A 12,181-nucleotide genomic window follows, 5' to 3' on the forward strand; every position below is an offset into this window, starting at 1 on the left:
CTGCAGGCTCAGCCAGGCCGCGGGAGCAGGCGCGTCGGCGCACCCCCGCCGAAGACTCGGTTTGATCAGCGCATCCGTCCAGGTAGACTCGATATTTGATGGTGTCGCTATTCTGCTTCGCACGCCTCGCGAACCGCAATACACGGGGTGCAAGGATCACACAAAAAGAAAATTGTGACCCTTCTCTCACTTCTTGGCTGAGTGCTTGCTGAGTGCTTGCTGAGTCCGACATGCGAAGATTCGCACCCAATGACGCACTCGGACGATTCGGGCGGGTGTCCGTTCTGCTGTGCACTACGACGCGCATTCCAGTGCCTGTGCCGGCGCGTTCTTCTACGCGTTGGCTCGAATTGTCAGGGGTGACAATTAATCTGACCGCGTGAGTCCGGTTTCCACCTTCGCGCCAAGTCGCCAGAGCCCCGCCTCGATCGCATCTGGTAGCGGCGGAACGCAGCTGAGTTTTGAGGAACTCGGCACCACGTTGCGTGACATCACCTTCGTCGTCGTGGATCTCGAAACCACAGGCGGGAGCTCCGACAACGACCAGATAACGGAAATCGGTGCAGTGAAGATCCAGGGTGGCGAGGTGCTTGGCGAGTTTGCGACGCTGGTCAATCCAGAGCGCGATATTCCGCCCTACGTTGTCCAGATAACGGGCATCACCTCCGCGATGGTTTACCAAGCGCCGACGATCCGCGAGGTGATGCCCAGCTTTCTCGAGTTCGCGCGGGGCACAGTCCTGGTCGCCCACAACGCCGGCTTCGACATGAGCTTCCTGAAGGCGGCTGCGCAGCGCTGTGACCTTGGCTGGTCATTCCCGCAACCTGTCTGCACTGTCAAGCTTGCCCGGCGGATCCTCTCCAAAGACGAGGCTCCGTCAGTCAAGCTCTCCGCACTGGCTGACCTTTTTCGCGTGCCGCACCGCCCCACTCACAGGGCACTCGACGACGCCCGGGCGACAGTAGACGTTCTGCACGCCTTATTTGAAAGGGTCGGCAACAAAGGGATCCATAGTCTTGGGGAACTCACGGAGTATTACCCCTCGGTCCCCTCAGTTGTGCGCCAGAAACGCGACCTTGCCCGCCACCTCCCGGAAACGCCAGGCGTCTATATCTTCCGTGGACCTTCGGATGAAGCGCTCTACATCGGAACCGCCACCAACCTTCGTACCCGGGTTCGGTCCTACTTCACCGGGTCGGAGCAGCGGACCCGCATGCGGGAAATGGTGGCACTCGCGGAAGGCGTCGACCATGTCGCCTGTTCTATCCCCCTCGAAGCCGGCGTACGCGAGTTGCGGTTACTTGCCGCTCACGCGCCTCCATACAACCGGAAGTCGAAGTGGCCGCGGCGCGCGTGGTGGGTCACGCTGACAGACGAGCCATTCCCGCGACTATCCGTGACGCGGACGGCACGCCCCCATTCGATCGGCCCGTTCCCAAACCGAGGTACCGCGACAGATGCGGCACTCACACTCGCGGAGAGTGCAGGCCTGCGAACCTGCACTCGTCGACTCACGGAACGTGATCGCCATGGTTCGCACTGTCCCCCAGCCCCCGTGGGTGGCTGCCCAGCAGCACGAGAGGGCCTGCTCTCTGCCACTGAATATCGCGCCACCGCGCTTCGGGTTGCCGAAGTGCTCGCAGGGATGCGTGACGACCCCCTCACTGAACTGCAGAACAGGATTGCCCAGCTCGCTGTCGATGAGAAGTTCGAAACCGCTGCCCGGCTACGTGACAGGGCCGCAAACTTCGGGCTCGCGCTGCACCGCAGTCACCGGATATCGGCCCTTGCTTTGATCGAGGAGATCGTGGCGGGGCGGCCCGATGGTCAAGGGGGCTGGGAGCTGGCGATCATCCGGCATGGACGTCTCGCGGCGGCGGGGCTCGCCCCCCGCGGCTCATCGCCGTTACAGCTAGTCGACCTGTTGACGCACACCGCGGAAACAGTGATTCCTGACGGAACGCCACTGAGCGGTACCCACCCCGAAGAGGTCGGGCTGCTCATTAAGTGGCTCAGCGAGCCTGGCGCACGAATTGTGCGGACAACGCACGGCTACTGCGAGCCCGCCCACGGTGCGGGCAAGCACCTCGCGTGGTGCAAGCGGGCGCGATCGAGCGCCCGCGAGGCGCACTCATTCCCCGGATAACCCGTGCGGCCCCAGCACCAGCCTGAGCGATACAGTCAGCGAATGATCACCGTCATCGTTCACATCCACGCCGACGCTCATAGCATCCCGGAGACCGCCCAGGAAGTTGCCGACCTGCCGGGCGTCACCGAGGTGTATTCATGCGCCGGCGACATCGACCTAATCGCGATCATCCGGGTGCGCAGTCACGAAGATATCGCGCACGTTGTCACCGAACGGATCGCCAAGGTTCCGGGAGTTCAGACGACCCGCACGCACATAGCGTTCAAGTCTTACGCGCGTGCGGATGTCGAGGCCGGGTTTTCGATCGGAGAATGAGCCTCTACCCGGTGATCCGGTGCGTGAGCTCCGCCCAGCGCGCAAGCAAATCCGCTGCAGCCCCTGTATCGATCGCGCGCGCTGCCTGCTCTGCGCCTAAAGCGATCGCATCCGTGAGTTGTGTGTCACCGACTCCGTTGAACGCTGCAATCGCCGCCGCAGAGTTGAGGATGACGGCATCACGTACGGCCCCGCGCTCTCCGGCGAAAACCGACCGGGCGATCTGCGCGTTTTCCTCGGCGTCGCCGCCCTTCAGCGCCCCCGGGTCCGAGTAAGGAATACCCACAGACCGTGGATCGAAGGTGGTCGTCGTCACCGCGCCATCCGCTACTGCGTACACCGTGGTGGTCGTGCTGGTCGTGATTTCGTCGAGCCCATCGTCGCCGCGCACAACGAGCGCGGAATGTCCTCTATTGGCGAACACCTGGGCCACGACGGGAGCGAGCGACGGGAAAGCGCAGCCAACGAGGCCCGCACGAGGGCGCGCAGGATTCGTCAGCGGCCCCAGCACATTGAACGCCGTCGGGATTCCGATTTCTTTCCGCGGAGCAGCGGCAAACCGCAAAGCCGGGTGGAAGACGGGTGCGAAGCAGAACCCGATCCCAACCTCATCCACGCAACGCGCAACCGCGTCTGGACCGAGATCGATCCGCACACCGAGAGCCTCAAGTACGTCCGCTCCACCGCTGCGCGACGATGCCGCCCGGTTCCCATGCTTGACTACCCGTACCCCGGCCGCAGCGACCACAATCGAGGACATAGTCGAGATGTTCACGGTATGAGAGCGATCACCGCCGGTGCCCACTACATCGACGGCCTCGGAACTCACCGGGACCGAGCGCGCATGCGACAGCATCACATCGGCGAGACCGCCGAGTTCCTCGGCTGTGGGGCCTTTCATCTTGAGGGCAACACCGAACGCCGCAATCTGCGCGGGCGTCGCTTCGTCCGACATGATCTCGTTCATCGCCCAGCCGGTGGCGGCCGAGGAAAGATCCTGCCCCTCGGTTAGCGCTCCGAGAACTAGCGGCCAGCTGAACTGAGCATCACGCGACGTCACAACGAAGCCTCTCCTGCCGATCAATTTCAGAGTCCAGCCGATCTTAGTACCCACCGCCTCTAATCACGGAGCGGCTGTAGCGCGTCCCATCCGTAACACTGTCCGCCGAGGCGCGACGCAAGACTCGCCATCCGGGAAGCTTCCTGCGAGCAAGAAAGCACCGACAGCTTCTGCACACGCTGCAGCACGATCAGTTGCTCGCCAGTTTCGGGTGCTGGACCCGACCGCGACAGGTGCGGCGCTGTAGTCGCGACTGAGTATCCATCGATCGCCGCGATTTGCGCCGCCTCCTGGGCGTCGCTGCGGAAAGCCAGATGATGGCGGAGAACCACCGGGTCAGTCTCACGCCACTCCGGACGCGTCAAACTCGCGCGGGCCAGGACGGCACTGCACGACTCGGAGGGGTCAAAAGCTTCCGCGACAACCACAAGGTTCGCTTGCTCTGGATCTAGCTCCCTCGTGTTGCTGCGCGCCGCCAGCCAGTTGCGTAACCGAGCGCTGCGCATCCACTGCCACATAGTGCGTCTCCTGTCCGCGTCCAGACGTCACCCGTCAGCATGCATCGGCTTTCCCGCCCCAATAGCGGCGATCGGACACATGCTTTGCAGGGCGCGACACTCCGAAAGACACTACCAGCGTGCCGCCGAAACGACCGCGACCTGGGAAAACATCTACCCTTGAAACGAAATACCGGACCCGGCTGCACGTTTCTTACGACGGGGCGTCATACTTCCAATTGTGACGAGCGCAGTAGGGACCTCAGGAACGGCAATCACACAGCGTGTGCACTCGCTGAACCGCCCCAACATGGTCAGCGTGGGCACTATCGTCTGGTTGTCCAGCGAGCTCATGTTCTTCGCGGGCTTGTTCGCGATGTACTTCGTATCGCGTGCCCAGGCGACGGAGTGGCCTCCGCCACCCACGCACCTCAACATCCCCTTCGCGCTGACGATCACTGTCGTCCTGGTGGCGTCTTCGTTCACCTGCCAGTACGGCGTGTTCGCGGCCGAGCGAGGCGACGTCTATGGCCTGCGGCGCTGGTATCTGATCAGCTTCTTCATGGGCTTGTTCTTCGTCCTTGGACAGGGCTACGAGTACTACGAGCTCGTCCATGAGGGAACCACCCTGTCGAGCAGCGTTTACGGCTCGGTGTTCTACATGGCGACGGGCTTCCACGGCCTGCACGTCATTGGCGGTCTCATCGCGTTCCTCTACATCATCGCGCGCACCAAGATGAGCAAGTTCACTCCAGCGCAGGCCACCGCAGCGATCGTCGTCTCGTACTACTGGCACTTCGTCGACATCGTGTGGATCGCGCTCTTCGCGACGATCTACTTCATTCAATAGTCACCGAAATGCCGAAAGACCAGCCCCGTCCAGCCCGTCCCCCGATACCAAAGGGATCTCGATGAGCTCATCTCCACCACCCACAGCCGACGACTTCGGCGGTGCACCGGGCGTTCCCGAGAAGTCGCCCGGAATCTCGCCGCGCCAGCAGCGCCGCGCACGCAAGTTGCGCAGGCGCGCCGCCGGAGCAGTAATGCTCTTGATGGGTCTTGTCGGCGCGGGTGTCATCGCCGCCGCGATCACTCCTGAACCACAGATCGCTACAGCCCAAGAGGACAGTGCCGCTCTGATTCGCGAAGGAAAGCAGTTGTATGACACGTCATGTGTCACCTGCCACGGCGTGAACCTGCAGGGCGTGCCAGACCGTGGCCCGAGCCTTATTGGTGTGGGCGAAGCTTCCGTCTATTTCCAGGTCGCATCCGGTCGCATGCCTGCGATGCGCAACGAGGCCCAGGCGCTGCGCAAGCCTGCCAAGTTCGAGGCTCGTCAGATTGACGCTCTCGGTGCATACATCCAGGCGAATGGCGGCGGTCCAATCGTCCCACGTGATGCCGATGGCGAAGTCGCAACGGCCTCGCTGCGTGGCAACGACCCAGCACGCGGTGGCGAACTCTTCCGCCAGAACTGCGCTTCATGTCACAACTTCACCGGCCAGGGCGGCGCCCTGTCAGCCGGCAAATGGGCACCTGAACTCGTCGGTGTGCCGGAACCCGATATCTACACAGCGATGCTGACTGGCCCGCAGAACATGCCTGTGTTCTCCGACCGCCAGCTGTCGCCTGAGGACAAGCGCGACATTATCGCGTACGTCAAGGCGGTCAACGAGCCGCGCAACCCTGGTGGATATGGGCTCGGCGGTTTCGGCCCCGTCTCTGAGGGTGTGACGATGTGGGTCCTCGGAACAGCAGTAGTTATCGGCGCCGCAATGTGGATCGGAGCAAGGTCATGAGCAGCGGGGATCCAAAGCAGAACCCCACGCCGGAGGAACTGGCCAATTTGAGCCAGGACGAGCTCGCGAAGCTCGGTGCCAATCTGGATGATGTTGATGTCATCTACCGGCGCAATCGTTGGCCCATCAAAGACTCCAAGTCCGAGAAGCGCGCAGAACGTCAGATAGCGTTCTGGTTCGCGCTGGCCGGTCTCTCGGGTCTTGCCTTCGTCGCGATCTTCGTGTTCTGGCCGTGGGAATATCGCACCATAGGCGAAGAGGGCTACGCGCTCTATAGCCTGACAACGCCGCTTTATGGTCTGACATTCGGCCTGTCAATCCTCAGCATCGGAATCGCGGTCGTGCTGATCGCCAAGAAGATGATCCCTGAGGAGATCGCGGTCCAGCAGCGGCACGACGGGCCGTCAGAGGAAGTCGATCAGAAGACGACGGTCGCGCTGCTTCGTGATGCTTATGACACGTCCACGATCGGCCGCCGCGGGATGATCAAGTGGAGCGCAGCCTTCGGTATCGGCGCCTTTGCAGTCGCTGCTCCGGTCGGCCTTGTCGGCGGTATGGTCAAAAACCCGTGGGCGGACCGGGACGACTCCCCCCTGTGGCGATCGTTGTGGACGCCTGATTATCCGGGCGAAACTGTCTACCTGCGCCGTGATACCGGCCGCATCACTGACGTTGCCCTGGTTCGTCCCGAAGACATCGATGCCGGCGGTATGGAAACTGTGTTTCCATTCAAGGAATCGTGGCGGGGAGATCACGACGCGCTGCTCAAGTCGTTCCGGCACGAGTATTCTGCAGTTATGTTGATCCATTTGCGCGCCGAGGACGCCAACCGGGCGGTCCGACGCGAGGGTCAGGAAACATTCAATTACGGAAATTTCTTCGCATACTCGAAGATCTGCACCCATCTCGCGTGCCCAACGTCGCTCTATGAACAGCAGACACAGCGGATCCTGTGCCCCTGCCATCAGTCACAGTTCGACGTGATGCAGTACGCCAAGCCGGTCTTCGGACCAGCTACCCGTGCTCTTCCGCAGCTGCCCATCACAGTTAACGAAGAGGGTTATCTGGTCGCCAACGGCGACTTCATCGAACCGCTCGGCCCAGCGTTCTGGGAACGGCCTGGCTACAGGAATCTGGAATCATGAGCATGAGTCAAGCGCTCAAGGCGCGCAGTACAGCCGAAGCGAACAGTGCCGCAATCAACATGGATGACCGCTACCGCATGGCTGCTGGTATGCGGCGGCAGATGAACAAGGTGTTCCCCACCCACTGGTCATTCCTGCTTGGCGAGGTTGCGCTCTACAGCTTCATCATCCTTCTGATCTCCGGCGTTTACCTGACGCTGTTCTTCGACCCCTCCATGGCGCACATTGCCTACGAGGGCGTCTACCAGCCGATGCGCGGCGTTGAGATGTCGAAGGCCTACGAAACCACGCTGAACCTTTCCTTTGAGGTGCGCGGCGGGCTCTTCGTCCGGCAGCTGCATCACTGGGCCGCTCTGCTGTTCGCAGCATCGATCATCATGCACCTTCTCCGGATCTTCTTCACGGGCGGTTTCCGGAAGCCGCGTGAAGCGAACTGGGTGATCGGCTCGCTGATCTTGGTTCTCACCATTGCTGAGGGCTTCCTCGGCTACACCCTCCCTGACGACCTGCTGTCCGGCACCGGGCTTCGCATCACCTCGGCGATCATGCTTTCGCTGCCTGTGGTTGGTACGTGGATCCATTGGCTGGCATTCGGCGGGGACTTCCCTGGTGAACTGATCATTCCGCGCGCGTACGTCCTGCACATTCTGTTGCTTCCCGGCATTCTGCTGGCACTCATCGCGGCGCACCTCGCGCTCGTGTGGTACCAGAAGCACACTCAGTTCCCCGGCCCTGGGCGCACAGAGAACAACGTCGTCGGCGTCCGCGTTCTCCCCGTCTTCGGTGTCAAGGCGGGTGGCTTCTTCGCGGTAATCTTCGGAATCCTCGCGCTCATGGGCGGACTGCTGCAGATCAACCCGGTCTGGAATCTCGGCCCGTACAACCCGTCACAAATCTCTGCGGGTTCCCAGCCTGACTTCTACATGTTCTTCACCGAAGGAATGGCGCGCATCTTCCCAGGGTGGGATATCTATCTCGGGAATTACATGATCCCGTCGGTTGTCTGGGTTGCCGTGATTCTGGGTGTCGTGTTCGCGCTGCTCTTCACATACCCGTTCATCGAGGCGAAGCTCACGAAGGACGACGTCCACCACAACCTGCTACAGCGTCCACGTGACGTCCCGGTCCGCACCGCGCTCGGTGCCATGGCCCTGGCGTTCTACCTGGTGCTGTTCCTGATGGCTATGAACGACATCATCGCGTTCAAGTTCCACATCTCGCTCAATGCGACGACGTGGGCTGGTCGTATCGGTATGGTCGTTCTGCCCCCGCTGGCGTACATCATCGCGTACCGCTGGTGCATCGGCCTGCAGCGTTCCGATCGCAAGGTTCTCGAGCACGGTATCGAGACCGGCATCATCACGAGGCTCCCCCACGGCGAGTACATCGAGCTGCATCAGCCGCTAGGACCGGTGGACGAGCACGGCCATCCGATCCCGCTCCCCTACCAGGGCGCAGCTGTCCCGAAGCGGATGAACCAGCTCGGTTCTGCAGGCAAGCCAGGTTCCGGCGGTCTGCTAGTAGCCGACCCGCAGGACGAGCACGAGGCCCTCGAACGTGCGGAACACCAAGCACACGTCGAGCACGCACGTGCCCTGCGCGAACTACAACAACGCAACATCGATGGTGGCAACGGCCACCACTAGGTCAGCAGACCGGTCGACACGGGGTTCCAGCGATTCGCTGGAACCCCGTTCGCGTTGGCCCCTCGTGCACACCTTCCCCACTAACGGGACATACTCGTAGGACGTTTCCAATGAGTTTGTCCCGCTATGCGTGAGTCTGCCTCGCTCTTTCCGCGAGCCTGGCCGGAGGTTCAGCCGCCTGGGTATTCGTAAGTGTTCGCCGGTGGGTCGATCGCACGAGCGGCCGTCACCCGAAGGTGCGGGATGTAACCGTTGCGTTCGGTCGCGCTGCCCGGCGTCACCTCGCCACGCACCTCGAACCATTGGTGGTCGGCGGCCACTTCGAGGGGGGTCCCGTTGATGGCGCTCAAACGGATGCTGACGAGTCGTGCGTCGGCCGCGCAGCAAATGATGCTGATCCGACCCAGCAACGGCTCTGGGTGCGATTCAGAAGCAGCGAGCCAGAACCCGGTAACCGTTACCTCACGGCCACCTAGGCTACCGGTGGTGTCGAACGCTGCCCTTCTCGTAATCTCCAGAATGCTCAGCGCCGGAGCCGAATCTTCCGGGAGCGGGTCGAAAGCAATCGCCGGTGCGCTTCGCAGTGATACCTGTTTCGCCGGTCCGCTAGCCGAAACCATAGTTTCCGGACCCAAGGGGGGCGGCAGAATGAACAGGAGCAGAAGGACAGGAGCGCTCAGCATCCAGGCCGCCCGCCCTGCCCGTCCAGCATCGATGCTGTGGTCGTGTTGTGAACGCCTGAGCGCGCGAAAGTCCTGGGCCATGCCAGCTAGAGCCAATCCAGCTACGACCACGCCGCTCGCTAGAAGGAACGGCCCAAAATCTTCGCGAACGTACCGAACGTGCATGTCAGCAACCACTATCTTGATCAGCACGCAGCCGAACAGGAGAAGCAACGCGTTCTGCATTTCTCGGGTCATGCGTTTGCCCCGAGGAACACCAGACCTGCTGCGCATCCGCAAATGACCGCAATCAGGAACGTCAGCGGTGCGAATCGGCCAGCGAAACCCTTACCGAATGTGCCGGCTTGCATAGCAATGAGCTTCACATCTACGGCAGGTCCGACCACAAGGAAGACTAGGCGGGGCATTAGCGGCATCATCGTCAGGCTCGCCGCGACGAACGCGTCCGCTTCGGAGCACAGTGCGAGCAGGACAGCTAGCACCGCCATCACTAGCACGCCAATCAGCAGGTTCCCGGCGATGTGATCGTAGACCTGGTCAGGAACGAAAACCCGCAGAACTGCTGCGATTGCGGCGCCGAGCGCGAGGAAGGCGCCCGCCTGAATGAGGTCATGGCGAGCGGCGGCGGTGAAGGTCTGTGCGCGTCCCCCGCGGGGGTCACCGTGCGAGCATCCTGGAGCAATTTCGCTACTTGCGTCCCTCATCCAGTGGGGTTTGGCGATGGCCATCCACACCCAGCCGACAATCAGGGCCGTAGCAAGAGAGCCAGCAAATCGCGCGGCCACCATCTCGGGATACCCCGTAAATGCCACCGCCGTCGAGACGAGGACGACAGGATTGATTGCCGGCGCCGACAACATGAAGGTCAGCGCGACCGCGCTGGGGGCGCCTTGGTCGATCAGGCGGCGTGCGACTGGCACCGAGCCACATTCGCAGCCCGGCAGAGCCAGACCGGCCATTCCAGCGGCTCCCACGGCAGCGTGACGCTGACGGGGCAGAATTCGCTGGAGGATTCGCGGCGACACAAAAGTCGCGATGCTCGCGCTGAGCAGAATTCCCACAATCAGGAATGGCGTCGCCTGGACGAAGACTGCAACGAACACCGTCAGCGCGGCGAGGAGACGCGGACTGCCCGCGAAATGACCCGCTATCCACTCATGCGTGGCGAGTAGCGCGAGAAGTGCAGCCGCGAACAGGTACAACGACCTGAAACGAACGGTTCCCGCCCGTTCGCTGCCGTCCACAGAAACGGCAAATCCGCCCTGGGCCGAAACTCTGCTCCAGGGCGGATTGTGCTGCTGCTCAGTGCTGCTCAGGACCGAGGTGGTATTCGAAGACCAAACCGGCGGTGGCAACGAGAATAGCGACTACGCCAGCTGCAACCACCCACCACTGGACGAAAGCGAACCCAACGGCGGTGACCGCCGCCGCTAGTCCCAGGAGTAGCGGCCAGAAGCTATGCGGCGGGAAGAATCCGAGGTCGCCGGACCCGTCTTGGATGTCAGCTTCGTCATAGTCTTCCGGCCGTGTGTCGATGCGGCGAGCAACGAAGCGGAAGTACGTGCCCACGATCAATGTGAGGCCCGCGGAGAGGGCAATCGCTGTAATGCCGACCCACTCGAGACCTGCACGGGAAATATTGGTGAACACCACGTAGATGATGCCCACGATGATGAAGAAAACCGTCAACAGCTCGAAGAGCTTCGCTTCGATCTTCATGTCAGTAATCGTCCTCGCTCGGGATGGTCAGCGTCAGTTCTCGGCCCTAAACGGGATGGCGGTCTGGACCTCACGCCGGGTTTCGAACGGAACCGTCGTGATGGAAACGGGTTCTTCACCGATCGCTGCGAGCGCTTCGGCGTTCGAGAGCCCTTCGCCACCGTCTTCGGTCGGCTTGCGCAACTCGATGTACTCGGCGAACCGCTCAGGGCTGACGGCACGCACCTCGAAGTTCATCATCGCGTGGTAAGTGCCGCACATTTCTGCGCACCGGCCAACGAACGCGCCTTCCCGCTCGATCTCGCTGATCTGGAACGAGTTATCAGAGTGGTTCTCGATTGGGTTAGGGAGAACGTCGCGTTTGAAGAGGAACTCTGGCACCCAGAAGGAGTGGATTACGTCGGACGAGTTCAGGACGAATTCGATTCGACGGTTAGTCGGGAGAACGAGTACGGGGATCTCTTCGCTCGAACCCACCGTCTCGATCTTGTTGTACTGAAGGTAGGAGAGGTCGCGCTTCGCGGTGCCGTGGATCGCACCGTAGTCCTCCTCCTCGTCAGATTCCTGACCGGCTGCGATGACCTGCGGGGTCTCCAGATCCTCCCCGTCATACGAGGGAGTGCCGTCCTGCATGTCGATCGTCCGGTACCCGAACTTCCAGTTCCACTGGTACGCCGTGACGTCGACAACAACCTCAGCCTGGCCGTGTTCCTTGTCGTTCACGAAGTTCTGCACTACTACGGTGAAGTAGAACAGAACCGCGATGATCACGAACGGAACCGCCGTATAAAGGAGTTCTAGCGGCACGTTGTAGGCAGTCTGCCTTGGGAAATCGGGGGAATCCTTCTTCTTGCGGTGGAACGTGACCGTCCAGAATGTCAGGCCCCACACCAACACACCCATTACGAGAGCAGCGACCACCGACCAAGTCCACAATTCGCGCATCATCTCGGCCTGCGGGGTTACCCCGGATGGCCAGCCGAATCGCAGAACAGCATTGTCAATGGAGCAGCCCGAAAGGAGCACGGCAGCGAAACCGAGAGTCGCCGCTAGCCCAGTCCGCCGCGCAATCCGACGCTGACTACCGTGTGCCACGTTCACGCCTTCCTGGTTGCCACACCTACTGCGGACTCATCCACATTCTGAGTCCGAATACTACGCAGCGTAA

12 protein-coding genes are annotated in these 12,181 nt (G+C 61.7%); 6 read left to right on the plus strand and 6 right to left on the minus strand.

The window, feature by feature from the left end:
• The first annotated feature begins 379 nt into the window (after window positions 1-379).
• Complete coding sequence (locus tag FHU29_RS16515; RefSeq protein ID WP_232322883.1) at window positions 380-2,146, plus strand: DEDD exonuclease domain-containing protein; 1,767 nt, start codon at window positions 380-382, stop codon at window positions 2,144-2,146.
• 42 nt (window positions 2,147-2,188) lie between these two features.
• Window positions 2,189-2,464, plus strand: a complete 276-nt coding sequence (locus FHU29_RS16520; protein WP_064439214.1) for an Lrp/AsnC family transcriptional regulator — start codon at window positions 2,189-2,191, stop codon at window positions 2,462-2,464.
• A gap of 4 nt (window positions 2,465-2,468) precedes the next feature.
• On the opposite strand, the gene trpD is transcribed toward FHU29_RS16520, so the two are convergent.
• Window positions 2,469-3,524 carry an anthranilate phosphoribosyltransferase gene (gene trpD, locus FHU29_RS16525; RefSeq protein ID WP_183377592.1) on the minus strand — a complete coding sequence of 352 codons (1,056 nt, stop codon included), beginning with the start codon at window positions 3,522-3,524 and terminating at the stop codon, window positions 2,469-2,471.
• Window positions 3,525-3,583: 59 nt separating this feature from the next.
• Window positions 3,584-4,042: a hypothetical protein gene (locus FHU29_RS16530; RefSeq protein ID WP_232322884.1), complete on the minus strand. Its 459-nt coding sequence runs from the start codon at window positions 4,040-4,042 to the stop codon at window positions 3,584-3,586.
• Between the two features lie 220 nt (window positions 4,043-4,262).
• Here FHU29_RS16530 and ctaE point away from each other — a divergent pair, with 220 nt between their 5' ends.
• The 4 genes from ctaE to qcrB all read left to right on the plus strand — a co-directional run bounded on the left by ctaE (window position 4,263) and on the right by qcrB (window position 8,611).
• Window positions 4,263-4,871, plus strand: coding sequence for an aa3-type cytochrome oxidase subunit III (ctaE, locus tag FHU29_RS16535; RefSeq protein WP_074390751.1), 609 nt, complete (start codon window positions 4,263-4,265; stop codon window positions 4,869-4,871).
• Between the two features lie 61 nt (window positions 4,872-4,932).
• Entirely contained in the window at window positions 4,933-5,820 is an 888-nt protein-coding gene (gene qcrC / locus FHU29_RS16540; protein ID WP_083962167.1) for a cytochrome bc1 complex diheme cytochrome c subunit, read from the plus strand.
• Window positions 5,817-6,965: a cytochrome bc1 complex Rieske iron-sulfur subunit gene (qcrA, locus tag FHU29_RS16545; RefSeq protein ID WP_064439216.1), complete on the plus strand. Its 1,149-nt coding sequence runs from the start codon at window positions 5,817-5,819 to the stop codon at window positions 6,963-6,965. Before qcrC ends, qcrA begins: the two co-directional genes overlap by 4 nt.
• A gap of 2 nt (window positions 6,966-6,967) precedes the next feature.
• Window positions 6,968-8,611 (plus strand): cytochrome bc1 complex cytochrome b subunit, encoded by a 1,644-nt coding sequence (gene qcrB, locus FHU29_RS16550; protein ID WP_064439484.1) that lies wholly within the window; start codon window positions 6,968-6,970, stop codon window positions 8,609-8,611.
• Between the two features lie 170 nt (window positions 8,612-8,781).
• Here qcrB and FHU29_RS16555 read toward each other — a convergent pair whose 3' ends face one another.
• Genes FHU29_RS16555 through ctaC form a run of 4 tightly spaced genes read right to left on the minus strand, consistent with a single transcriptional unit; the run spans window position 8,782 to window position 12,114 of the window.
• Window positions 8,782-9,531, minus strand: coding sequence for a TIGR03943 family putative permease subunit (locus tag FHU29_RS16555; protein ID WP_064439217.1), 750 nt, complete (start codon window positions 9,529-9,531; stop codon window positions 8,782-8,784).
• Window positions 9,528-10,538, minus strand: a complete 1,011-nt coding sequence (locus FHU29_RS16560; RefSeq protein WP_064439218.1) for a permease — start codon at window positions 10,536-10,538, stop codon at window positions 9,528-9,530. The genes FHU29_RS16555 and FHU29_RS16560 overlap by 4 nt, the downstream gene beginning before the upstream one ends.
• A gap of 58 nt (window positions 10,539-10,596) precedes the next feature.
• On the minus strand, window positions 10,597-11,013 hold the full coding sequence (locus FHU29_RS16565; protein WP_064439219.1) for a cytochrome c oxidase subunit 4: 417 nt from the start codon (window positions 11,011-11,013) through the stop codon (window positions 10,597-10,599).
• 33 nt (window positions 11,014-11,046) lie between these two features.
• A complete protein-coding gene (gene ctaC / locus FHU29_RS16570) occupies window positions 11,047-12,114 on the minus strand; it encodes an aa3-type cytochrome oxidase subunit II (protein WP_064439220.1) in 1,068 nt (355 codons plus the stop codon).
• Window positions 12,115-12,181: the final 67 nt, after the last annotated feature.

The sequence above is a fragment of the Hoyosella altamirensis genome (assembly GCF_014191505.1).
GTDB lineage: Bacteria > Actinomycetota > Actinomycetes > Mycobacteriales > Mycobacteriaceae > Hoyosella > Hoyosella altamirensis.